This window comes from Helicobacter sp. TUL (assembly GCF_002287135.1).
In the GTDB taxonomy this organism is placed as follows: domain Bacteria; phylum Campylobacterota; class Campylobacteria; order Campylobacterales; family Helicobacteraceae; genus Helicobacter_F.
The window spans coordinates 1-23,210 of the sequence record NZ_NESU01000003.1 but is presented as its reverse complement, the minus strand read 5'-3'; the positions used below and the strand labels follow the sequence as shown (position 1 = coordinate 23,210).

The following is a 23,210-nucleotide window of genomic DNA, read 5'->3' as shown; positions in this document are numbered from 1 at the left end:
GTGCGATAATTTTAATGGATTTTATTAAATAAGTCAATATCTTATAGTAAATGAATAAAAAAAGTTTAGTATAAAAGACTAAAGTTTATTATGTTAAAACATTTAAAGTTTTAACATAATGGCATAATAAGAACCTTATTCTTCTATATAATTTTTGAGTTTGCGCCCTACTTTTGGGTGTTTGAGTTTCTTTATCGCACTAGATTCTATTTGGCGCACACGCTCACGTGTTACATTTAACTCTTTGCCAATTTCTTCTAGCGTTCTATCACTTTCATCATCAAGTAACCCAAAACGCATTCTAATAACTGCTCTTTCGCGATCATTAAGTTGATCTAATACCTCATAAATTTGTGCTTTTAGGTCCTCTTTTAGGATAAAATCCATAGGTCCCATAGAACTTTTATCCTCTACAAAATCCCCAAATTTCCCATCATCATCATTTCCTATAGGCGCATCAAGGCTTATTGGTTCTTTAGTAATCTTAATCACATTCTTAACTTTATCTACAGGAAGTCCAACTTCTTGAGCGATAAATTCTACATCTGGCTCTTTTCCATGTTCTTGTATATATTTACGCATAATTTTATGGATTCTATTAATTGTTTCTATCATATGGATAGGGATTCTAATCGTGCGTGCTTGATCGGCAATTGCACGAGAAATAGCTTGTCTAATCCACCAAGTCGCATATGTCGAAAATTTAAAGCCCTTTTTGTATTCAAATTTATCAACAGCTTTCATAAGCCCTATATTGCCCTCTTGTATGAGATCCAAAAATGGCAATCCGCGATTTGTATAGCGCTTGGCGATACTCACCACAAGGCGCAAGTTTGATCGCGCCATTTTTGCTTTTGCTTTATCAGAGATATTTTTACCCCGCTTTATTTGCTCAAGAATCTCTTTTAATTTTTCTGGCTCAAGATTAAAGCCCCCTTCACTCGCTTCTTTTGTCTGAAAAAGTTTCTTAAGCTCAATATACACGCTTATCATAGTCGTTTCTGGCACCGCAGCAGCAATTTCCTCGCGACTCATATTTGTGATATTTTCTAAGATTTTTTTATGATTATTGATAAGCGCCTCATTAAAAAGAGGTAGCTTATATTCAAGTCTTTTTAATTCCTTCTCAAAACCATCGCCACTTTTTAGAGTATTTTCCATTGCTTTAACAAGCTCATTTATAAGCTTACTTGTTGGTCCCAAATCTAGTAATTTTTCTTTGAGAATCTGTTTTTTATGTGCCAAAAGCAAAATATAAACAAGCTCATCTTCATCTTCGTCTTTTTGTGCCTCTTCCTCTTGAGCGTTTAATACTTTAAGCCAATCTCTTTTTGCTTTATCAAGTGCCTTAAAATTCTCTAACACTTTTTCTATGCGTTTTTGATCTTTTTTGTTTATTGGCTTTTTAGTAGCAGAATCTTCTTCATTTTCAAGCTCATCAATTTCTTCTTCAGAATCTTCCTCTTCCTCATCTTCAAAGCTTTTAAAAAGTTCCTTAACGCGTCGCTCACGATTTATAAGTGCATCTTTGTAATCATAAATAAAATCAATCAAATATGGCACCGAACAAATCGCATCAAGTATCGTGCTTTCACCTAATTCAATCTTTTTAGAAAGATCAACTTCCTCTTCTTTTGTCAAAAGCGGAATCTGCCCCATTTCACGCAGATACATACGCACTGGACTATCACTTCTACTCCATTCTAATAACTCTCGCTCTTTGGCAAAGTCAAATTCATCTTCAAGTTCATCATCAATGATTTTTTTACGCTCTTCTTGCGATTTTATTTGATCTTCAATATTGAGTTTTTTTGCTGCCTCAGAGGAACTTAACAATTCTTTTTTATATTTTTTAGCCATTTCTCTAATCTTGCGCACTTGTGCGGCACTTGGTGCTTTGGCAAGAATTTGTGCAATTTTTTCATATGTGACATAGCTACTCTCTTCTTCTTTAAAAAATGCCTCTAAACTTTGCATAACCTCTTTGGCTTTTTTGTTTTGCTTATCGGCAATTTTGGGCATATCACCATCTAAATTCATGTCTATATCTTTTTCATCATCAAACATTTCTTTTGTCATCACACTTCCTTTGCAAAAAGTTTTTAGCCTCTAACATCGGCATTTTTGTAAAATTTTGTAGAATCTACTTCAAATCCGCCCAATTATCTCCCACACTCACGCTACATTTAAGTGGCACTAAAAGTGTGTAAATAGAATTCATAAGAGATTCTATATGGGGCAAAAACTCCCCAACCTTTGATTCTGGAGCTTGGAAAATCAACTCATCATGCACTTGTAAAAGCATTTGTAATTCAGTATTTTGGTAATGTTGATAAATTTTATACATACATAGCTTAATCAAATCGGCTGCGCTGCCTTGAAAAATACAATTTATGCCCTCACGGATATAATTTGCTTTCATAAATTCCGTAGCATCGCTAAAATCAAAATATCGTCTACGCCCTAAAAGAGTTTGTGTATAACCATTTTCAAGCAAAAATTCTTTTTGATTATGTAGATAGTCTTTGACCGTTGGGAAAAGTTTAAAATAACTTTCAATATATTCCTTTGCTTCCTTGTGAGTGATTTTTAGTGTTTCACTAAGCTTACGCGCACCCATACCATAAATAAGCCCAAAATTAATCGTTTTGGCAATAAAGCGTTTATTGTGCGCTTGATCTTCACCAAAAAGTCGCAAAGCTGTTTCATAGTGTATATCTTTTTGCTGTTTAAAGGCTTCTATAAGATGTGAATCTTGACTAAAATGTGCAAGAAGTCGCAATTCTATTTGCGAATAATCCACACTAATTAATTTATGTCCCTCTTTTGCTATAAACCCTTTACGAATCTTGCGACCATATTCGCTACGAACGGGGATATTTTGAAGATTTGGGGATTTAGAGCTTAGGCGTCCTGTTACCGTGCCTGTCTGCAAAAATGAAGTATAAATTTTATGTTCAGCATTTTTATTAGCATATTTTAAAAGTGGTTCAATATAGGTATTTTTTAATTTATTCATTTCACGATAATCAAGCACAAGTGGTATGATAGGGTGAGAATGGGCTATATTGCTTAATGTGTGCTCATCTGTGCTAAGTCCCCCTTTGACACTACGCCCACTTTGTAATCCAAGCTTTGTAAAAAGAATTTGGGAGAGTTGCTGTGGAGAATTAATATTAAAATTTTCTCCCGCACATTCATAGATTTGCTGTGTGAGAGAATGCAGAATCTTTGTGAAATCTTTATTGTATGATTCAAATAATGTCGTATCAATCTTGATACCTTCCATCTCCATTTGCACCAAAACATTTATAAAAGGAAATTCTAACTCTCTAGCAAGTTCTAAGATAGGTTCAAGCCCTCTTTGTTCAAATTCTTGTTTTAAACGCTTATACAAACAATATGTTGCTACTGCATCTTCAGCGGCATATTGTGAAGCAAGATTGATATCCACATTTGCAAAAGTTTGCTTTTTATCTACAATCTCTTCAAAGCTAATCATCTTATACCCAAACCATTGCAACATTTGTTTATCAAGTCCTACTGGCTTTGCACTATCTAAAAGCCAAGCCAAAACCATCGTATCAATAATGGTATTTTGTGGTTTGATACCAAAATTATGATACACAAGTGCTATATCAAATTTAAGATTATGTCCTATAAGTGTATGAGAAAAAATACTTTCCAAAGCAACTTTAGCACTTTGTTTATCTATTTGTGTCTGGACACCTAAATAAGTATGCCCCAATGGCACATAATAGCCTTTATGTCCATCGATACTAAAACTAAAACCCACAATATTTGCTTCTTTTGTATCAAGCCCATCACTTTCAGTATCAAAGGCTATAAGTGCATCTTTTGGAATAGATTGTATAAGCGCAAAAAGTGTGGATTGTGAATCTATCATTTCATATTCATAGGTAAAAGTGCTAGATTGTGAAATTTGTTGTGAAAGCGTAGCATTCTTAAAACTTGGGGCAGTAGAGAGAGAATTATATTTTGGACCTTGAATCTTTGTAAGAATCCCATTAAATTCATATTTATGCAATGCATCAACAATTGTTAAAAGCGGATTTTGACTTGGCATTGCACACTGGGCAAAATCTATTTCTAATGGTATATCTTTTACTAAAGTTACAAGAGATTTTGCAAGAAATGCTTCATCTTTAGAATCTAAAATAATTTTTTGTAACCGCGGCGTTAAAACTTGGGCTATTTCATCACTTCGTTGATATAAAGATTCTAGATTCTGAAAATGTTTGATAAGTTTTTGTGCGCTTTTGGCACCTATACCTTTGACACCTGCAACATTATCGCTACTATCTCCAACAAGACTTTGATAATCAATAAACTCGCAAGGTAAAACGCCAAATTTTTCCTGACATTGCTCCTCGTGTATCTCTATTTTTTTGATAGGATCATAGATATAAGTTTGTGAATCTATAAGTTGATACAAATCTTTATCGTGGCTAATGATACGCACATTTAAGCCCTTTTTATGTGCCAAAACACTTACAGAAGCGATCACATCATCAGCCTCATATCCATCTACACTTAGATTGACAAAACCCATTTTTTGAATCCACTCAATTGCAATAGGAAGTTGTAAAAGTAGCTCTTTTGGGACTTCTTGGCGGTTTTGTTTATAACGTGGATCAAGAATCTTTCGACGATTTTTACCCTGTCCCTCTAAAGCAAAAAGAATATAATCACAATTTTTATCTTTATAAAGATTATTTAAAAGATTACAAAATCCTAATAAAAGACCTGTGGGAAAGCCTTCTTTATTTTTTAATGGTGGCAGGGCATAAAAAGAACGAAAAAAAAACCCAAAAGTATCTATGATTGTGAGAGTTTTCATCTATACATCTAGGTGTTTGACATTCTTTGCGTTATTTTGGATATATAATCTTCGAGGTTCGACTTCATCACCCATAAAGAGTGTGAAAACCTCATCAGCACTCACATCATCTTCTAAACTCACACGAAGGAGCGTTCTATTGGCTGGAGTCATTGTTGTTTCCCAAAGTTGTTCTGGATTCATTTCTCCCAAACCTTTATATCTTTGGATATAAGCATCTTTTTTGGCGCTAGATTCTATCTCTTCAAGCAATGCAATAGGATCTTTATCTTGCAAAAAACTTAGTCCCCTATCTTGTATATTTTTATAAACTGATAAGCCTTCTTTAAAGAAATTATTACTCCATAGATTCTCATCAATCAAAAGCTCCACAAGTCCTACACGAGTTTGCACATAAAGTCGCAAATGCGTTTGTGTAATTTCCTTATTCAAAATATTGCACTCTTGTGTTTGTAAAAACTTTTCAAGCTCTATAAAAAGCTTTTGATACTCATTAGTGTGAATCTCTGGGTTTTGGATAAGAAATTTTATGGCTTCAAGCATTGGATATTGTTTCTCAAGCTCTTTTAATACAAAACGATAATGAGAAATATACTTTAAAATCTCCAAAAGCTCGGTATTTCCTATACCCTCAAACTCAAAATTTCCAATCCCATTTTCGATGAGATATTCACTCAATGCTTTTTCATCTTTTAAATACACCTCTTTTTTGCCTTTTTTAAATCTAAAAAGTGGTGGTTGGGCAATATAAATATGTCCATTTTGGATAAGTGGTTTAAGATAACGATAAAAAAATGTCATCAAAAGCGTTTGAATATGGCTACCATCAACATCAGCATCCGTCATAATGATAATTTTGTGATAACGCAATTTTTCGATATTAAACTCATCACCTATGCCACACCCAAAGGCTGTAATCATATTTTTGATTTCATCAGATTTTAGAATCTTATCAAGGCGAGATTTTTCGACATTGAGAATCTTTCCACGCAATGGCAAAATCGCTTGATATCCTCTATCACGACCTTGCTTTGCACTACCACCTGCAGAATCCCCTTCCACAAGATAAATTTCAGATTCAGCTGGATCTTTGCTTTGACAATCTGCGAGTTTTCCTGGCAATGTGCCTACAGAAAAACTTTCTTTTTTGCGTGTTAAATCCCTTGCTTTTTTGGCAGCTTCACGACCACGAGCCGCCATAATAGCTTTTTGCATAATCGCTTTTGCATCATTTGGATTTTCTTCAAAAAATTTATTGAGTTTTTCATAGGTAAGCTTTTGAACTATAGGTTTAACAAATGAACTTCCTAATTTACCCTTTGTTTGTCCCTCAAATTGCGGCTCAATAACTTTTGTCGAAACGATAGCTACCAAACCTTCACGGACATCATCACCTGTAACTTTAGAATCTTTCTCACGCGCATTGGCATTAGCCTCGATATAATTCATAATCGCTCTAGAAAGCCCCGCTCTAAAACCTGCTTCGTGTGTTCCACCCTCTGGAGTGCGGATATTATTCACAAAACTTAAGACTTTCTCATCATATCCATCATTATAGGCTAAAGCAATTTCTACTTCTACATCTTGATCATTGGTTTCAAAATTAATAATTTGAGAAACCAAAGGTTTATGATTTAAATCTTGAACGAATTGTAAAAGCCCACCTTCAAAGTGATAAACTTCCTCCACACCACTTCGTTCATCAAAAAATGTGATAGTGATGTTTTTATTTAAATAAGCAATCTCTTTAAAACGACGCGCTAAAGTCTCTCTGTTAAACTCTAACACTTCCATAATTTCGCCATCTGGGAAAAACTCTATTGTCGTGCCTTGCTCATTTGTTTTGCCAATAATTTCTAATTCTGATTGTGGAATACCTTTGGCAAATTCTTGGCGATAGATGTTGCCATCTTTTTTGATAGTCATAATCAATTTAGAAGAAAGAGCATTAACTACCGATACACCCACACCATGCAAACCACCAGAGACTTTATAAGAATCTTGGTCAAACTTTCCACCTGCGTGTAAGATTGTCAAAACAACGGTAGCAGTTGGAATATTTTCTGTAGGATGAATATCTACTGGAATCCCGCGTCCATTATCTTCTATAACGGCGCTACCCTCACTTGTTAATGTGACTTTGATCGTATCACAAAAGCCTGCCATAGCTTCATCGATAGAATTATCCACAACTTCATAAACCATATGGTGTAATCCACCAATATTGGTATCACCAATATACATTCCCGGTCGTTTTCTAACGGCTTCAAGTCCTTTTAGGACTTTAATATTCTTCCCACTATAATCTTGCATACTTTACTAGCTCCCTACAATGCTATAAAATAATAGGCATAATGATTGTGCTAAAGTTATTATCTATAAGAGTTAATGGAGAATTTTGTTCATTTAGTGCCATAGTAAATTCTGCTGAATCCACTTGTGCCAAGAAATCTGTGATATTTTTAGAATCTACACCAAATGTAAATTCTTCTTGTATACCTGTTTGAATATCAATTTGTGTGCTTGCTTTGTGGTTTCTATCGCTAATAGATTCAAAGAGAATCTCATTAGCATTAAGTGTGATTTTGATTTTGCTTGACAAAGAACTTACAATCTTAATAGATTCAATAAATTTGTCTTTTGGAAGTTTGAGAGTGTTTTTAAAGCTTTTTGGGATAATTTTTTCATAATCTGGGTATTTAGCATTGATAACTTTGCTAAAGAATAGATATGTTGGAGATTTGATAATAATATATGTCGCATTAAAAAAGATTTCTATGTTATCGACAAAAAGCTTTTGAATCTCATTCATAGCGCGTTTAGGAATGATGAGAGAAAGTGTATTGATACCTTGAGTGTCGTATTTAACAATAGCAAGGCGTCTTGTATCTGTAGCTACAAAGTTTATAGAATATTCTTTGATGTCTAAAAAAGCACCATTTAATTCGAATTTGGCATTATTTGTTTCAGCAGTTGAATTGATTTTTTTGATTGAACTAAGGAATTTATGAGATTCTATATTGATTTGTTGAGATTGGGAAAATTCTGGGAGATTTGGAAATTCATGCACATTAAACATTTGGAGACTTGATTTTGATCGTCCTTGTTTGATAACAAGTAAATCATCTTGTGTTTCTAGTGTAACATCACCTTCTTTAAGGTTTTTGATAAAATTTAAAATGTCTCGTCCATTTGCAGTAGCTTTACCTTCTTCTTGCATTTGAACTTCTATTTGGGATTGAATAGCTATTTCATAATCTGTAGCTCTTAAAATCAATGTATTGTTGATACACTCAAAATAAATGTGCGAAGTGATTTGTGAAATATCTCGTTTTTCTAAGAAGCTTTGGAAGTTTGAGAGTATGATCTCAAAAGGTGTTTTTGAAATGCTAAGTTTCATCATATCCCCTTTTATGTAAATAATTTTTAGTAGCAGTAGTAGAGCTTGTGAAAATGTGAAATGTTTTTATTTTTGCCTATTTTACTGACTTTTGTAGTAAAAAACATTTCACAATGTTTTGTTATATTTTTCACATTTATTCCCATCTCTTACTCAAAAAAGCCCTAAATTATACCTAAAATTGTTTTGGTGTTGCTTTAAACTTGTGGGATATTGTCGTTTTTTATGTTGTTTTCTATTTCTTCAACGATGTTTTTAAGATTTTCATCTTCTTTTATAGCTTCTTCCATAGCTTTTATTGCCTTACTTACAGAGCTATGGTCTTTCATATTAAGTTCATTAGCAATGAGTGGCATAGAATTATGTGTAAGTTTTCGTGTGAGGTATGTCGCGATTCTGCGTGCTTTAGCTATACGCTGATTTTTTCCTTTTGAGGTTATTTCACTTGGTTTAATGTTAAGTTCCTTGCCTACAAAAAAGAGAATCTTATCTATTGTGATATTTTCTGAGATGTCTCTTTGGTATGTTTTCATCACACTTGTGGCAATTTCGATTTTTTTGACATCTGGGTTTAGGTTGGATTGGAGGTTGATATTTTGGATAATCCCTAGAATCTGTCTGGAGTTATCAAGCTTGGTAGCGATAAAGTTGATCGTTTCATCATCAAGAACGATAGAATTTAGATTACATTTTGAGCGGATAATCTCTTTTTTTGTATCTAAATCAGTTTTTTCAATCTCTATGACAATTCCCCCTTCAAATCGCGAACGCAGCCTTTCTTCTAAACCTCGAATTTTTTTTGGTGGCTGATCGCTTGTCATAACAATTTGTTTTCTTTCTTGGTGCAGGGCATTAAAGGTATTATGAAATTCTTCACAAATTTGATCTTTGCCTCCAAAAAATTGGACATCATCAATTAGCAAATAATCACATTTTCTATAAATATTGCGAAATGTATCCATTGTCCTATTATGTAGGCGTAGCTGGAAATCATTTAGAAATTGTTCGGCGGTAACTAAAATCACTTTTTCATTTTTTTCTCTCACAGAATTTGCAATGGCATTTAATAAATGCGTTTTGCCTACACCGGTATGACCATAGATAAGCAAAGGATTAATGCGTCCTCGGACCTCCACGACTTTTTGACAAGAATCCCACGCAAGATGATTGGATTTCCCTACTACAAAGTTTTCAAAAGTTTCTTGATAATTGATGTGTGCTTGTTGGGAAGATTCAGAATTTTTTGCATTTTTATTGTTTTTTAAACTTTTCACAACATTTGTGAGTTTTTTTGTTTTTATGTGAATTTTTGGCGGGATACCTGTGATTTCTTGGGCACAAGATATAAGCTTATCAAGATAGTGTATTTCAATCCAATCTGCCACAATACTATTTGGTGCATAAAAGACTAGTAAATCATCTCTAGAGGCGTTTTCATCGAATTCTAGAATCTTAAAATATGTATCATATTCGTGTTGAGATATTTCTTTTTTAAGTTGTTCTAATATATCATTAATACTCATAAAATGCCTTTCTTGATACACTCTGTGGATTGTGGAAAAATATGTGAAAAATATGTGAAAAGTTGCTGAAATCATAGAAAAAAAAACTTTTAAAATGGATTAAAGATGCAAATTTTAGGGATAGACCCAGGAACAAGAAATTGTGGTTATGCAGTGATTAGTTATACAAATAATACGCTAAAGCTTGTTGAAGCGGGATTTATTAAGATTAAAGAGCGTGTTTTACAAGCCCAAATTGTGGAATTTATCGAAGGGCTTGATATTATTTTACAAACGCATAAAATTGATGAGGTGGCTATAGAAGATATGTTTTATGCCTATAATCCAAAGAGTGTTATTAAACTTGCTCAATTTCGTGGAGCATTGAGTTTAAAGATTTTGCAAGATTTTGGCAATTTTGCAGAATATACACCATTGCAAGTCAAAAAGGCTCTCACAGGCAATGGCAAGGCAGATAAAACACAAGTAGCTTTTATGGTAAAGCGTCTTTTACGCATCAAGGGTGAGATTAAACCCCTTGATATTACCGATGCTATAGCTGTAGCAATCACACACTCACAGCGTCTAAAACAGCCCTAAAAGACCACGATACCTTGTTCAGATGAATTAGAAGAATCTTGTTGTAAAGGTTGTGGAGTGAGATTTTCAGAAGCACTAAAGCCAATCTCAAAGCTTTGAATCTTTTGAAAACTTCCATTTTTAAAAACATAAGCCGCTATTGTATATATGTCATTATTTTTAGAATCTACTCCTTGCACCCATATGAGATTGCTTTGTGGTTTTGCAAACACATTGAGGTTAAAAGGTGGTGCTACCTCTTTGTAGAGTGTAGGAAATTCTAGCACTTCACCATTTTCTACATTCACCGCACCAAGGATTATTTCTCCATTATTTGGCTTAAGTGTGTAGAGAGCATACTTACCAGCAAAATCAATAACTCCTCGCTTTAGTGCTTCTTGTGGACCACCCTCACAATTTATACAGCTTTCATCAGCTTTCATAAATTGTCCTTGATACATAGTTGCGGGGTATTCTTGAAATTGTGGAATTTGGTGTGTTTTATAAAATATATCTTGTGCAATGGCAGTATCTGGTTTAGAATCTATCGTGTTTGTTTGTGGAGTTTGTGCATTGGGATCTGTAGATTCTGTAGAATCTCTAGATTCTGATATAGGCTTGTCTTGTGTAGAATCTTGTGTAATGGCAGAATCTAGTGTAGATTCTGTGGATTCTTGAGTGGATTGCTCTAGATTCTGTGCTTGTGCTAAATCTATATCTGAATCTTGTGGAGTGTATTGGTTGGGGATAAATTTTTGTTCATGTGTGTGTTTATATATTTCAGAAATCCCAACACCTATGCCCACTCCCACGCACATTAGTAAGACTAATGAGAGATTTTTTTTCATTTTTACCCTTTATGTTCTTTTGTTGTTAATCTTGCACAAATTCTTTGATACATTTTGCGTGTAGCACGGGGCTAAATTCTATAATCTCATATGTTGCAGCATTATTGAGATAATAAGGATCATTGTGTGTAAAAGCAATAGCTGCATCTTTGTCTGCAAAATGCCCTATAATGCAACCACCTACTTTTGGATTCTGTGGACCAGAAACAAGCAAAAATCCTGCATCATAGCCTTTTTGTAAATATGCACGATGTTCTGCCAAAATTTGCTCGATTTCATGTATGGGTTTTGTGTAAGTCACCAAAATACAAAAAAGATTTTTCATTTTTGCTCCTTGTTATATGATTTAAGATTTTAAAAGCAAATATTGTGCACTTTTATCTTTATGCAAGCTTTGTGTGCAAAATATCTCATCACCAACACGCACTTTGTATTCTACGCCATCTTGTGTCTTAGCATAGCCTAACACAATTTGTGCGCCTAAGAGTTTATCTTCTTTGGACGCGTTTTTTTCAATAAGCCCTATAGGTCCTACAGAATCTAATAAAACAATTTGCTCCATCATTGGATTTGGTGCTTGGAGTTTTTTATTTTCTTCTTCATTGCGTCCAATCACACACCTAGCGCCATTTTCTAGCACCATATATCGCCCTACTTTTATCATCTCTACATCTTCAAAAAACATTTTTCTATGAGCTGTGAGATCTTTGATTTTAAGCGCAATAGAATCTTGGGTTAGCAAACAACCACCACCGGGCTTTTCATAATATTTAAACCCATAAGCCTTTATCATTTCTAATTGTCTTGTGCGTCCCCGTCCATTGACATCTAAGAGCTTTTCACGATCCACCCAGCCCATTTTTTCAGGAAAACTTGGTGTAAGGAGTTTGGCACTCATAGGGCGTAAGAGTAATTCATCAAGAGTTTTTGGTTTATTTGGATCACTGCCATCACGACTAAGAATTTTGTCAAATTTAGGATCTTTGCCAATCTCACGTACGAGTTTTTTTACCTCATCGAGTGCTTGAGCGCGTTGAGACTTTGGTCGTTGTCCTAGCACTTCTCCACTAATGACAAAATCCGCACCGCATTCAAGTAAATACGAAAAGGCATTACCAAACATATTAGCATGACAATCAATACAGGGATTAAAATATTTTCCATACCCATATTTTGGTTTAAACAGCACAGAATCAAAAAACTGCTTTCTAATATCAATAATTTTAAGCTCCACAGGGATTTGTGCCGTAGCATTTTTGAAATACTCGAGCTTGTCTTTATTACCACCAAATCCTATATTAAAATGCACAGCAATAACTTCTATGCCTTGATCTTTGAGTAGTTTCATAGCAATGAGACTATCACAACCTCCACTAAAGAGTGCTAATGCTTTTTTCATAACTGATAAGTTCTCCTTTTGTAAGTTTAGCTATTTTGTCTTTAAGCGTGTTAATAGATTCTAGCTTGTGTTTGGTATGGATATTAAGCCTTGGTATGAGTGCTAGATCTTTTTTGTATGCTTTTAACACGAGAAGTTTTATATGTTCCTTAAACTCTTGGAGTGTTTGGAGTTTTTTAATGTTTTCATCAATAAGCAATGGGCGAAAATAAGGATTTTTTGTAATGTCCTCATTGGTGTCTTGGTCTTGCAAAAGTAAAAGATATTCTCTAGCGTGGTGTTCAAAAATATTTGGTTCTAGATATTCTGCTGCGATATTAATCCACTCTGGATTTTCTAGTAATGTGCGTATTAGCACACTTTCGGCGAGATATTTTTGTGAATCTTGATGCAAAATGACTTCTTGTTTAGTGTTGTGCCGATGAATTTTGATGAGATTTGGTGCTATGCGTAATCGTTGGGCAATAAAAGGTATATATTCTGCCTGAAGTAATGGGGTAAGTGTTTTGGTAAAAGCTGTAATTTCAGTAAGTGCGTGTTGTTTTTGGAGGGGATCAGTGAGAGTATAGTTTGCAATAATTTGTTCAATCACAAATTCTATAAAGCTCACTGGGTGCATAAATAGTGTTTTGAGTTCTTCAAGTTTGTTTTGTGCAACCATATCAGCAGGATCAAGATTATTACCAAAAATAACTACACCACCGCTCGCACTAATACTGCTTAGCATTTTGGCAGCCCTAAAGGCGGCATTCATACCGGCTTTATCGCCATCATAGCTTAGGATTATTTGTGGATCGCCTTTTTTAAGAAGCGGAATATGTTCATTTGTAAGGGCTGTGCCTAGCGTTGCCACTGCGTTTCTAAATCCGGCTTGATGAAGCATTATCACATCAATATATCCTTCACACACAATGATTTTTTTTTCACGATAGATAGATTCTTTGGCTATGTGATAACCATAGAGTAATTTTGATTTATTAAAAATCTTGCTTTGTGGGGAGTTGATATATTTTGCCATTGCACTAGAATCTATGCTGCGTCCGCCAAAACCTACGATTTTTCCATTTGGCGAATGGATTGGAAACATAATGCGTTGTGTAAATCGTGCGTATTCCCTCTGCTCATCTTTGCCAATGATACCAAGCTCTAAGGCTTCTTGTTTGTCGTGGCTGTGATTTGTGTTGATAAATTTCATACTCTCAAAACTTTGAGGACTAAAGCCTAACCGAAAAGATTCTATACTTGCGCTAGAAATTTTGCGATTTTGGAGATATTCAAGCATTTGAGGGTTATTGTGAAGTTGCTGTTGATAGAATCTTGCCATATCTTCTAATAAGTTAGATTCACTCTTTTTTTGGTAGTTATTTTCATATTGGAGTTTGAAATTACTCATTTCTGCTATGCGTTCTATGGCTGGAGCAAAATCTAGTTTTTCATACTGCATGACAAAGGCAATACTATCACCACCTACACCACAACCATAGCAATGAAAAATATTTTTTGCAGGACTTACCATAAAGCTTGGTGTTTTTTCATTGTGAAAAGGACAACAAGCAGAGAAATTGCTCCCAGAACGCTTAAGATCAATATATGAACCAATAATATCCACAATATCTACTTGCTCTTTTAATCGCTCTATAGAATCTTTGCTAATTCTCATACTTGATACCCCAAGGTTTAAAAGCTATATTGGATATATGCCTTTCCAAAACTTCTATTTATAGTGCCTGTTTGCTCTTCTTTTTTGTTTTCTAACATATAAACACCAATAAGCCCAAGCTCTAAGTCGAGTGTTGCAGAGTAGCGCACTCCTAGAGAATAGGCGCTTTGTGTCCTATGTGTGCTACGACTATCACGACCAAGTATTTCTATCGCACCTTTTGAAAAACCAATGTCTATAAAGCCATAGATTGTATTAGTATGATCTTCATACATATTTGTTGTTTGGCTTCCGCTATGCATACCGCCAGGCTGAATCACCCCAAAACCATTATGTGAGTGGTTATGTGCTTCAAAGCGCGAAACAGAACCCATATTGGCTAATTCAAAGAAGTGATTTCCCACTTTTTGGTATCCAGCACCAAATTCTAGAAAATTTTTATACGCAATGGTTTGCTCTAACCATGCAAGGAATGTATCACCTCTTTCACCGGTGGTATGTCCATGCCCATCATCATGCGCATGATCGTGATCTTGGTGTGTGGTATGTGAATATGTAGAGTTTAGGTATGCATAATGCAAAAGCGTTGAAGTATGCCAACTATCAACTCCTCCAAATGAAAGTATGACCTTGCCTCCAAAGACATCAAAAAATTCTTGCATATGATATACAAATGGCGCGAATTCAATAAATGGTAGAGTGAAATTTAATCCCCCTACAAAAAGATTTTTGTTGTCATACATGTGTTGATAAAAGTTAAAGTCTGTGGAAAACTCTCGTGTTATATGGGCTTGTTCATCTACCCAAAGTCCATAGAGTTTTGCATAAGGATTTTGTATGTAACCATATGCGCCTTGCAACGAATGACCCACCCAATCAAACTCATCTTCAAATCTTCCGGCTTTGATGCCAAAATCTATATTTTCAAATTTTTTTTCAAAGGCTACATAGGCATTATTTGTGACAAATTTTGAGCCTATATATTCAAATGGTGTGCCTGCAAAGTTTGTATCCATACTAAAAGGTGCAAATGCAGTGATTCCAAGTCCAAAATCTAGTGTTTCAAATGCTTGTGCTTTCATGAGCACATGTGAATATAGCATTGAATATGAATCTCGCCTCGCATTGTCTCGTGCTGAAGCAAATGCCGAGCTTTTACCAAAGATTCCGACATTGGCATGAAAATCTACAGGATCGCTATCGTGATGGTGGTGATGATGACCAAGATCAACATCAAGATGTTGTAGTGTATCTGCATAAAGCCCAAAGTTTCCAAAGACTCCCAAAGTTACTAGTGTCAAAATGTGTTTTTTCATCCTTACTCCTTTGTATTTACATTTAAAAGTTTCACAAGTAATGTGATAAGTTTTGTCATTCTAAGAGATTATTCTCCTTGTCTTGTTAGATTCACCCCCAATCTTTTGAGTTTAGATTCTAAGTCCTCATAACCTCTATCTAGATGATAGATTCTGTGTATATCTGTGCTTCCTTTCGCAATAAGAGCGGCTAATACAAGCGCTGAAGATGCGCGCAAGTCTGTTGCCATAACATTCGCCCCTATGAGTGGCTTTACGCCACTTACCTTTGCGATATTGCCTGATAGTTTGATATCCGCACCAAGTCTTTGGAGTTCGCTTACATGCATGAATCTATTTTCAAATAAACGCTCTTCTATCACACTCACGCCCTCACATTGCGTAGCAAGTGCCATAAATTGCGCTTGCATATCGGTTGGGAATCCGGGGTATTCTGTCGTGATGATTTCAAAGGCATTGCGTTTTTGTGCTGGAAGTATGGTAATGCTAGATTCTGTAATCTCAAAACTAAAGCCAATTTCTTCTAATTTTTCTAAAACCGCTTGGAGATGTGTGCTATCGGTATCGCGTAGCGTAATGCGTGAGTTTGTGATAGCTCCTGCACAAAGATATGTGCCAGCTTCTATCCTATCTGGAATCACGCTAAAAGGCTTAAACACAGGAAGCTCACCATCACTTCCATAGATAGAAATTTCATTGCTACCTATACCCTCAATTTCTATGCCATTGTGTGCTAATATCTCACAAAGTTGCACCACTTCAGGTTCTTTGGCAGCATTGATAATGCGCGTTTTACCTTTAGCCAAAGCCGCCGCCATGATAACATTTTCACTTCCTGTTACCGAGATTTTGTCAAATAAAATATCTGCGCCTTGCAAGCCATTTGGCGCATTCGCGATGATATAGCCACCCTCAATATGGATATGAGCGCCCATTTTTTCCATGGCTTTGAGGTGCAAATCTACAGGACGCGCACCTATGGCACAGCCTCCGGGCAAACTCACCTGACATTTTCTAAAACGCGCCAATAATGGTCCTAGCACTAGGATAGAAGCACGCATTTTACGCACAATATCATAGAGTGCTTTTGTGTGAATGATATTAGCGCAATTGATGTTAAGCGTGTGTGAATCTAGCATTTCTATATGTGCGCCTAAGTGTTCTAAGAGCTTTGAGAGTGTCTTGACATCTGCGACATTTGGTAGATTGGATATGCGCACATCTTCTTTGCTAAGCAATGTGAGGGCTAAAAGTGGGAGCGCGGCATTTTTGGCTCCTGAAATGGCAACTTCACCGCTTAAGATTGGGGATTGGGTAATGGTAAGATAGTCCATAAGACACTCCTTTATAGTTTTTCTCTATGTTGTAGGGCACTGCCTATTTTGTTTTGGATAGCTTTTGCAATGCTTGGATTTGCGTCTTCTAGCATATCTCGAAATTTCGCCACCTCATCGGCTTCCATAAGAACAGAATTGATTGAAAGATTATAGATAATATTTAGCCAAGTATCAAAATTGGGGCTATTTGGAGGACATGTGTTAAAGTTTTTGGTAAAAGTTTGATAGTTTTCTTGTATCTTTTCTTTGTCATCTTTGTGCGCGAGAATCTCTTTATATAATTCCATAAGTGGATTTTTTACTATCGGTTTGTCATCATTTTCAAGCGCTACGCTTAAGAGTCCGGCAAACATAATAGGTAAGGCTAGGATAAACATCACTAGCCAACACATCACATAAAAAAATATATCAAACATTTATGAAGCAGATTTAGGGTTTAAAAGTTTTAAATAAATCTGTTGTGGCTCTGACATAGCCATCTATTGAACCACAATCATAGCGAGAACCTTGGAATTTATAGGCAAGCACTCTTCCTTGTTTGGCTTGTTCTAACAAGGCATCAGTGATTTGAATCTCACCTTTTTTTCCCGGCTTGGTAACACGCAAAATATCAAAAATATCAGGGGTGAGGATATAGCGCCCAATGATAGCGAGGTTGCTAGGGGCAGAATCTACGCTAGGCTTTTCAATCATATTATTAACACGATACACGCCCTCTTCTATCATTTCTCCGTCTATAATCCCATATTTATCTACTTCTTTTTTTTCTACTTCCTCAATAGCCACAATGGAGCAACGATAGCGTTTATAAAGATCTACCATTTGCGATAAAACACCTTGTGAGCCATGATTGACACATAAGTCATCAGCCAATATTACTGCAAAAGGTTCTTGTCCGATGAGCACTTCGCCAGTGAGAATAGCATGTCCTAATCCCTTCATTTCTTCTTGTCGTGTGTAAGAGAATTTGCAAAGATTTGTAAGGCGTCTAATGTCTTTGAGCAATTCTTCTTTGTCTGTTCCCTCGATTTGGTGCTCAAGCTCATAATTTCTATCAAAGTGATCTTCAATCGCTCTTTTACCACGCCCAGTTACGATTGCCATCGTATGACACCCAGCTTCTAATGCTTCTTCTACGCCGTATTGAATAAGTGGTTTTACTAAAATAGGGAGCATTTCTTTTGGCATTGCCTTTGTGGCGGGTAAAAATCGTGTCCCATATCCTGCTGCTGGAAATAAACATTTATCGATCATAAAAACTCCTTAAGGGTTAGTTGATTAAAGTTGTCTTGAGTAATTCTTCCAAATTGGCATTATTACCAAAAAGTTCTTGATAAACAATATAATTTGCAAGGACTTTTAGCCCATATATGCGAGATTCTTCATAAGGAATAAGCTCCATACTTAGCCACGGCTCGTATTCTCGTTTTTTTAGAAAAAGTTTTTTTTGTTGGAGTGTGCGACGCAAAAACCCCGGACCTCCATTATAAGCATATGCCACAAAAAGTGGGTGCTTAAACTCTCGCTCTAACTCATCAAGATAGAATCTCCCAAATTCCAAAGCAATGATAGGATTAAACATATCTTCTAATTTGATGTCCTTAAGCCCCATACTTTTTGTAAATGGCTCGACATTAAAGGGCATAATTTGCATCATACCTAGCGCATAAGAAGTTGAAATAAGTGCGGGAAGAAAATTACTCTCTTGTCTAGCGATTGCATAGGTTAGTGATTTTTGGTGAGTATTTTTCCATTTTATGTTTTGTGCAAAAGGAGAGAGGAAGTAATTGTTTTGGTATTTTGTTGCGCGATTATGCACATAAGCCATATGAGCTAGAGAATCTGCAAAGGCAAATTCTTGTGTGAGTTCATCAAGTGCTTTTGGGTCTGTAACTTGCGAGAGATTGGAGCGTAAAATTTCCCATTCAAAGGGATCTTGTATATTAAAGGGAGGTTTTTTCTTGCTTAAAGGTGTGAAATCAGCAATGATTGTGTATTGTGGCGTTTGTTTGAGTTTTTGGTTGGCATAAATTGTGTAAATATCAAGATTTGTGCTTTGTGCAAGTTTGGAGAGGATTTTTTTATCCTTGCTGACATAATATTGCCAAAAAAGCGCCTTATCTTGCAAAAACATATCCTTACTAGCATTGTGTGTAAGCTTAAAATATGTGAGTGCATTTTGTTTGTTGTTTGCCATAAGCTCATGCATGCCAAGCAAAAAAAGCGTATAGGGATTTGCATTGGTGATATGCGCATTAAGCAGGGATTTTTTAAATTTAGGCAAAGAATCCGAAAGAATAATGCCTTGGAGCATTTTGTTAAATGCTGGGATATTTTCATCAGCAAGTTTTTTTAACCTTTGGGGTTTGATAGCTTGATTTATGAATTTTTCGCGTTGTTTTTGGGTAAGTGCGTTATAGATTTGCGCAAAGGTTTTGGCATCACTTTGGAGCATTTTTGTAAGCACCATCTTAGAGCTTAGAATCTCTACTTTTTGGCTAAGGGCTTTGTTTGAGGAGATTTTTGCTTTTAGGGCATGTAATTGTTGTGGTGAGAGATTTGGAATGAGGCTTAGTTTTAAGCCATAGTTGATACATTCTTGATCTTCTTTTAGCAAAGATTCAAAACTTAAATTTTTGCAATGCAGCTCCCTTGGTAATTCGTGTGGCATACCTTTTTTTTCTAGGAGTGCTGTGAGTTTTGGGGTTTTTCTATAGACGAGTTCATAGGCTTTGAGTGCATCTTGCAAAGAAGTATTTTCATCACTAAGAAAACGCCAAATATAAAAATCCCGCGCTAACCCTTTGGGCTTGGATTCTAAAAATTTTAGGGTAATTTCTTGGGCAATGGCTTGTATGGTAAAAATACTCCACAATGCTACAACATAAGCAAGTTTTTTATGCATTATATGCCTTGGCAAATCTATAGAGAATCTGTATTAGTGTGAGGTCAATAAACTTGAGCGCTACAATGACAATAAGTGGCGCAAAATCTAGTCCTCCTATGTTGGTGGGTATTAGTTTGCGCACTCTAGCAAAAACTGGCTCACTTAGGCGATAAAGGACTTGCACAATAGGGTTGTATGGATCAGGACGCACCCAACTAATGAGCGTGGCAATGATAAGAATCCAAATGTAGAGATTAAGCAACATACTTGCTATGGTTGCGATTGCTTGTAAAAATGTGCCAAGAATCATTATCACTCCTTGTGGTGTTGAGACATTTGCATTTTGTTTAGAGTGCTTTTGGTAGGCTTTGAAATCTTTAGGATTGTTGTGTGTTGAGCAAGCCCAAAAGCTCAAAATGTGTGAAATAATCGTCAAAATAATAGATATTTTCACACCCAGCTTCTACAAGATGACTCCCTAACACACTAGCTGTATGACCACTATAGCAAACAAGCAAGATATTTTTGTCTTTGTGTTTTTGCGCGTAGTTATAGACATCTTGTGCGTTATTGAAATGTTGAGAATTTTTTATATGTGCATAGCCATAATCGCTTTCATCGCGAATATCGATGATATCAAATTCCATTGTTGTTAAATCTGGCGCATAAATTGGGTTTGCTAATGAGGGATTGTTTTTGCCTTTAAATTCCATGAAGATTCTCCACCTGAGTAATTTGTGGGTATTGTAGTCAAAGTTTGTTAATTAGCGTAGCGCGGTAGAGAGTAGTTGATGGTCGCTAAGCGTTTTGCTTTGTAAAAAATGTTTGAGAATCCAAAATGCTCCTTTGTTGGCAAAGCGTATGAGTGCAGCAAACAATACAGGATTGACTTTGTGCTGACTAAATAAATGAATGCCTCTATATGAGGATAGGAACACACCTTTTTGCTTGGCTATATATTCGAGAGTTTGTTTTGTGTAGAAACTAATATGTTGTCCATGTTCAAAGCCATAATACCACCAAGTATCCTTGCCATTATATTGAGGAATGGGACAGGGAAGTAATTCTGTAGAAAACAAGATATTGGGACATACAGCAAACATAGTAGAGATTTGCTCCATGGGATTTGGAAGATGTTCAAAAACTTCAAAACTCGTTAATAGCGTCGGCTTTGTGTTGCAATCCCATTCAAATCCACGTGCAAAAATATTTTGACAATATTCATCTTGCCAAAATGCTTCAATACCAACATCACGCAAGAGACGAACAAGCAATCCAGTGCCACCGCCAAAATCAACAAGTGTGCTCACCCCCCCCCCAATTACATTTTTGGATCGGAAACCAAAGATGTTATAGGCAATAAGACTAACTATTTTGTATAGTGAGAGATTTCTAGCCACAATTCCTGTATCAGAAGCGTTTATAGCATTTGTGTAGGCTTCAGAGAGCCAGTGTGCCTCATCTGCCCCAAGAAATCCGCAGGATTGGCATTTATAGAATCCTTCTTGGTATTTTTGAAGAATCTCAGCTTCAAATGCCTTTTCCACCGGACTTGAACAAATCTTGCATTGCATAAACACTCCTTGGTATTAGTTTTTGGGAGATTATACTAAAAATCGCTATAATTTCGCCTATGAAAGTAGCGTTTTTTGAAGCATTAGAGGACATACTCCAAAGCACAAGTTTTACCCAAATACGAGAAAAATTTATGCCCTTTTATGATGATGTCAAGCGAGGATGCGTAGATTTTACATCAAGCACTTGCGTGCGTCCAAGTTCGGATTTAGAAAGCTTGTGGATTATGCGCGATAATAATACCTCTGCACTTAAGATTCGCCGCCCAAATCACGCTAAATCTAAACTTGCCTTGGCAAAGGTCTTGCATTCTGTAACGCATATAGAAGCTAGTGCGATTATTTTGGCACTTGATGCTTGTTATCGTTTTAGGGATATGCCTTTGGCATTTTATATGGATTGGCTTAGCGTGGCAGATGAGGAGTTGAAACATTTTGGGCTTTTGGAGGAGCTTTTAGGTGAGTTAGATTCTGTATATGGTGCGTTTCCTGTGCATAATACGCTTTTTGAGGCAATGCAGGCAACACAGGCAAGTTTGGAGTGGCGTATGGGAGTGGTGCATCGTGGGTTGGAAGCAAAGGGATTAGATGCCAATCCTTTTGTGTTGCAAAAACTTATGCAAACAAACCTCCCATTTAAATCTAAGATTGCAGAAGTATTTGAGATTATTTTGCGTGATGAGGTGGGTCATGTGCAAAAAGGAGATATATGGTGGAAGTATGCCCAACAAGATATGCCCACTCCACAGCCTTTTGTTGCATTATGCGAAAGGTTTGAACATTTTAGTCTTGCAGGGAAGATTCTCAATGTTGATGCGAGATTGCAAGCAGGTTTTAGCATTATGGAGTTAGAATCTTTGCAGGCATTTTATGCAAAGCAAAGCGAAAGAAGACTATCAAGGAAATAAATACATGGAACATTTGGATTGCTTGGAATTTTTGTTATAGGCTTTGTGGGGGCATTGACACCTGGTCCTGATATTTTACTTGTTTTGCGGACAAGTTTATGTTTAGGTATGCGAGCGGCTTTTGTCGCATTTTTGGGTATCGCAAGTGGCTGGGTTGTATTTATGGGCGCTTTGTATTTGGGGCTTAGCTATGTTTTGGGCAATGTATTTGTGCAGATTGCCCTTATGTTTGTAGGCGGTGTTTATTTGGCGTATCTTGCGTATGTGTTGTTGGTAAATGTGGATTATAAGGGTGCGATAACACAAATTAATCAACGCCCACAAGATAAGGATTTTCGGGCTTTGTTGGGATTATATTTCAAGGCGTTGGGTATCAATCTTTCTAATCCTAAGGCATTGTTATTTTTTGCCACGATTATTGTTCCTTTTATGGAGGTAGATTTGGGGGAGCGTATTATGGTGCTTTTTTGTGCATTGAGTTTGCCATTTTTGGGTGTGATTGTGCTAGGAAATGTGCTTAGAGCTTATCTCACGCAAAAGATGTTTATGTGGATAGATAGGCTTTGTGGTGTATTGTTTGCGTTTTTTGGTGCATATTTGTTTTATGCGATATGGCATATTTTGTATAGTTAGTTGTTTTTTTGGGTTTTTTGATTTCATTGTCTCTTGGGATATTTTGGATTACTAATGTTAAAATACTTGTTGATTTCATCTTCTGGAGCGGAAATATCCATAAGTTTATAAGGCTTTTTGCCTTTTTGATACAAATAATATTCATATAACCACTTGAGATTTGCAATATCTATACTTTCATTTGGAAACACAAGCTTTGTGCGATGTGAATCAAGACGCGCAACATGTTTAAATTCTATGCCATTTGTTTCAAGATATTTGCTTAATGTGTAAGCATAATAATTTGCATCATCCGCTGCGACATAA

At 36.0% G+C, this 23,210-nt stretch carries 21 protein-coding genes; 3 read left to right on the top strand and 18 right to left on the bottom strand.

Going from position 1 to position 23,210, the window contains the following annotated elements; translation table 11 throughout:
* Nucleotides 1-135: 135 nt before the first annotated feature.
* The 5 genes from rpoD to dnaA all read right to left on the bottom strand — a co-directional run bounded on the left by rpoD (nucleotide 136) and on the right by dnaA (nucleotide 9,784).
* Complete coding sequence (rpoD, locus tag B9T66_RS02220; protein ID WP_374220120.1) at nucleotides 136-2,079, bottom strand: RNA polymerase sigma factor RpoD; 1,944 nt, start codon at nucleotides 2,077-2,079, stop codon at nucleotides 136-138.
* 64 nt (nucleotides 2,080-2,143) lie between these two features.
* Nucleotides 2,144-4,861: a DNA polymerase I gene (gene polA, locus B9T66_RS02215; RefSeq protein WP_095627372.1), complete on the bottom strand. Its 2,718-nt coding sequence runs from the start codon at nucleotides 4,859-4,861 to the stop codon at nucleotides 2,144-2,146.
* A complete protein-coding gene (gene gyrB / locus B9T66_RS02210; RefSeq protein WP_095627371.1) occupies nucleotides 4,862-7,174 on the bottom strand; it encodes a DNA topoisomerase (ATP-hydrolyzing) subunit B in 2,313 nt (770 codons plus the stop codon).
* Nucleotides 7,175-7,196: 22 nt separating this feature from the next.
* A complete protein-coding gene (dnaN, locus tag B9T66_RS02205; protein WP_095627370.1) occupies nucleotides 7,197-8,261 on the bottom strand; it encodes a DNA polymerase III subunit beta in 1,065 nt (354 codons plus the stop codon).
* Nucleotides 8,262-8,458: 197 nt separating this feature from the next.
* A complete protein-coding gene (gene dnaA / locus B9T66_RS02200) occupies nucleotides 8,459-9,784 on the bottom strand; it encodes a chromosomal replication initiator protein DnaA (RefSeq protein ID WP_095627369.1) in 1,326 nt (441 codons plus the stop codon).
* 105 nt (nucleotides 9,785-9,889) lie between these two features.
* On the opposite strand from dnaA, the gene ruvC reads away from it, so the two are divergent.
* Nucleotides 9,890-10,363, top strand: coding sequence for a crossover junction endodeoxyribonuclease RuvC (gene ruvC, locus B9T66_RS02195; RefSeq protein ID WP_095627368.1), 474 nt, complete (start codon nucleotides 9,890-9,892; stop codon nucleotides 10,361-10,363).
* On the opposite strand, the gene B9T66_RS02190 is transcribed toward ruvC, so the two are convergent.
* The 12 genes from B9T66_RS02190 to B9T66_RS02135 form a co-directional block, all read right to left on the bottom strand.
* A complete protein-coding gene (locus B9T66_RS02190) occupies nucleotides 10,360-11,190 on the bottom strand; it encodes a hypothetical protein (RefSeq protein WP_095627367.1) in 831 nt (276 codons plus the stop codon). The two genes, ruvC and B9T66_RS02190, sit on opposite strands and share 4 nt — an antisense overlap.
* A 25-nt stretch (nucleotides 11,191-11,215) precedes the next feature.
* On the bottom strand, nucleotides 11,216-11,515 hold the full coding sequence (locus tag B9T66_RS02185; RefSeq protein ID WP_095627366.1) for a YciI family protein: 300 nt from the start codon (nucleotides 11,513-11,515) through the stop codon (nucleotides 11,216-11,218).
* 21 nt (nucleotides 11,516-11,536) lie between these two features.
* Nucleotides 11,537-12,589: a 7-cyano-7-deazaguanine synthase gene (locus tag B9T66_RS02180; protein ID WP_095627365.1), complete on the bottom strand. Its 1,053-nt coding sequence runs from the start codon at nucleotides 12,587-12,589 to the stop codon at nucleotides 11,537-11,539.
* Nucleotides 12,564-14,249: a DNA primase gene (dnaG, locus tag B9T66_RS02175; protein WP_095627364.1), complete on the bottom strand. Its 1,686-nt coding sequence runs from the start codon at nucleotides 14,247-14,249 to the stop codon at nucleotides 12,564-12,566. Before dnaG ends, B9T66_RS02180 begins: the two co-directional genes overlap by 26 nt.
* A 17-nt stretch (nucleotides 14,250-14,266) precedes the next feature.
* Nucleotides 14,267-15,565 (bottom strand): outer membrane family protein, encoded by a 1,299-nt coding sequence (locus B9T66_RS02170; protein WP_095627363.1) that lies wholly within the window; start codon nucleotides 15,563-15,565, stop codon nucleotides 14,267-14,269.
* A gap of 68 nt (nucleotides 15,566-15,633) precedes the next feature.
* Complete coding sequence (murA, locus tag B9T66_RS02165; protein WP_095627362.1) at nucleotides 15,634-16,899, bottom strand: UDP-N-acetylglucosamine 1-carboxyvinyltransferase; 1,266 nt, start codon at nucleotides 16,897-16,899, stop codon at nucleotides 15,634-15,636.
* Between the two features lie 11 nt (nucleotides 16,900-16,910).
* A complete protein-coding gene (locus B9T66_RS02160; RefSeq protein WP_095627361.1) occupies nucleotides 16,911-17,279 on the bottom strand; it encodes a hypothetical protein in 369 nt (122 codons plus the stop codon).
* Between the two features lie 52 nt (nucleotides 17,280-17,331).
* Nucleotides 17,332-18,156 carry a UTP--glucose-1-phosphate uridylyltransferase GalU gene (gene galU, locus B9T66_RS02155; RefSeq protein WP_095627360.1) on the bottom strand — a complete coding sequence of 275 codons (825 nt, stop codon included), beginning with the start codon at nucleotides 18,154-18,156 and terminating at the stop codon, nucleotides 17,332-17,334.
* 16 nt (nucleotides 18,157-18,172) lie between these two features.
* Complete coding sequence (locus B9T66_RS02150) at nucleotides 18,173-19,807, bottom strand: lytic transglycosylase domain-containing protein (RefSeq protein ID WP_095627359.1); 1,635 nt, start codon at nucleotides 19,805-19,807, stop codon at nucleotides 18,173-18,175.
* Nucleotides 19,800-20,099, bottom strand: a complete 300-nt coding sequence (locus B9T66_RS02145; protein ID WP_095627358.1) for a YggT family protein — start codon at nucleotides 20,097-20,099, stop codon at nucleotides 19,800-19,802. Before B9T66_RS02145 ends, B9T66_RS02150 begins: the two co-directional genes overlap by 8 nt.
* Before the next feature lie 67 nt (nucleotides 20,100-20,166).
* Complete coding sequence (locus tag B9T66_RS02140; protein WP_095627357.1) at nucleotides 20,167-20,502, bottom strand: rhodanese-like domain-containing protein; 336 nt, start codon at nucleotides 20,500-20,502, stop codon at nucleotides 20,167-20,169.
* A 51-nt stretch (nucleotides 20,503-20,553) separates the two neighbouring features.
* Nucleotides 20,554-21,363: a class I SAM-dependent methyltransferase gene (locus B9T66_RS02135; RefSeq protein ID WP_095627356.1), complete on the bottom strand. Its 810-nt coding sequence runs from the start codon at nucleotides 21,361-21,363 to the stop codon at nucleotides 20,554-20,556.
* 59 nt (nucleotides 21,364-21,422) lie between these two features.
* Between B9T66_RS02135 and B9T66_RS02130 the strand changes: the two genes are divergently transcribed.
* Nucleotides 21,423-22,271, top strand: coding sequence for a ferritin-like domain-containing protein (locus tag B9T66_RS02130; protein ID WP_095627355.1), 849 nt, complete (start codon nucleotides 21,423-21,425; stop codon nucleotides 22,269-22,271).
* Between the two features lie 18 nt (nucleotides 22,272-22,289).
* Nucleotides 22,290-22,904 carry a LysE family translocator gene (locus B9T66_RS02125; RefSeq protein WP_180763312.1) on the top strand — a complete coding sequence of 205 codons (615 nt, stop codon included), beginning with the start codon at nucleotides 22,290-22,292 and terminating at the stop codon, nucleotides 22,902-22,904.
* 23 nt (nucleotides 22,905-22,927) lie between these two features.
* Here B9T66_RS02125 and B9T66_RS02120 read toward each other — a convergent pair.
* The coding region (locus B9T66_RS02120; RefSeq protein ID WP_095627353.1) for a hypothetical protein at nucleotides 22,928-23,210 on the bottom strand (283 nt) is incomplete at its 5' end.

Coding starts and splice junctions, on each gene's coding strand:
- B9T66_RS02160 (WP_095627361.1), bottom strand. CDS start 17,279: ATGTTTATCCTAGCCTTACCTATTATGTTTGCCGGACTCTTAAGCGTA.
- B9T66_RS02145 (WP_095627358.1), bottom strand. CDS start 20,099: ATGATTCTTGGCACATTTTTACAAGCAATCGCAACCATAGCAAGTATG.
- B9T66_RS02185 (WP_095627366.1), bottom strand. CDS start 11,515: ATGAAAAATCTTTTTTGTATTTTGGTGACTTACACAAAACCCATACAT.
- B9T66_RS02130 (WP_095627355.1), top strand. CDS start 21,423: ATGAAAGTAGCGTTTTTTGAAGCATTAGAGGACATACTCCAAAGCACA.
- B9T66_RS02170 (WP_095627363.1), bottom strand. CDS start 15,565: ATGAAAAAACACATTTTGACACTAGTAACTTTGGGAGTCTTTGGAAAC.
- B9T66_RS02180 (WP_095627365.1), bottom strand. CDS start 12,589: ATGAAAAAAGCATTAGCACTCTTTAGTGGAGGTTGTGATAGTCTCATT.
- B9T66_RS02140 (WP_095627357.1), bottom strand. CDS start 20,502: ATGGAATTTAAAGGCAAAAACAATCCCTCATTAGCAAACCCAATTTAT.
- ruvC (WP_095627368.1), top strand. CDS start 9,890: ATGCAAATTTTAGGGATAGACCCAGGAACAAGAAATTGTGGTTATGCA.
- B9T66_RS02150 (WP_095627359.1), bottom strand. CDS start 19,807: ATGCATAAAAAACTTGCTTATGTTGTAGCATTGTGGAGTATTTTTACC.
- gyrB (WP_095627371.1), bottom strand. CDS start 7,174: ATGCAAGATTATAGTGGGAAGAATATTAAAGTCCTAAAAGGACTTGAA.
- B9T66_RS02190 (WP_095627367.1), bottom strand. CDS start 11,190: ATGAAAAAAAATCTCTCATTAGTCTTACTAATGTGCGTGGGAGTGGGC.
- galU (WP_095627360.1), bottom strand. CDS start 18,156: ATGATCGATAAATGTTTATTTCCAGCAGCAGGATATGGGACACGATTT.
- polA (WP_095627372.1), bottom strand. CDS start 4,861: ATGAAAACTCTCACAATCATAGATACTTTTGGGTTTTTTTTTCGTTCT.
- B9T66_RS02135 (WP_095627356.1), bottom strand. CDS start 21,363: ATGCAATGCAAGATTTGTTCAAGTCCGGTGGAAAAGGCATTTGAAGCT.
- dnaN (WP_095627370.1), bottom strand. CDS start 8,261: ATGAAACTTAGCATTTCAAAAACACCTTTTGAGATCATACTCTCAAAC.
- dnaG (WP_095627364.1), bottom strand. CDS start 14,249: ATGAGAATTAGCAAAGATTCTATAGAGCGATTAAAAGAGCAAGTAGAT.
- murA (WP_095627362.1), bottom strand. CDS start 16,899: ATGGACTATCTTACCATTACCCAATCCCCAATCTTAAGCGGTGAAGTT.
- rpoD (WP_374220120.1), bottom strand. CDS start 2,079: ATGACAAAAGAAATGTTTGATGATGAAAAAGATATAGACATGAATTTA.
- dnaA (WP_095627369.1), bottom strand. CDS start 9,784: ATGAGTATTAATGATATATTAGAACAACTTAAAAAAGAAATATCTCAA.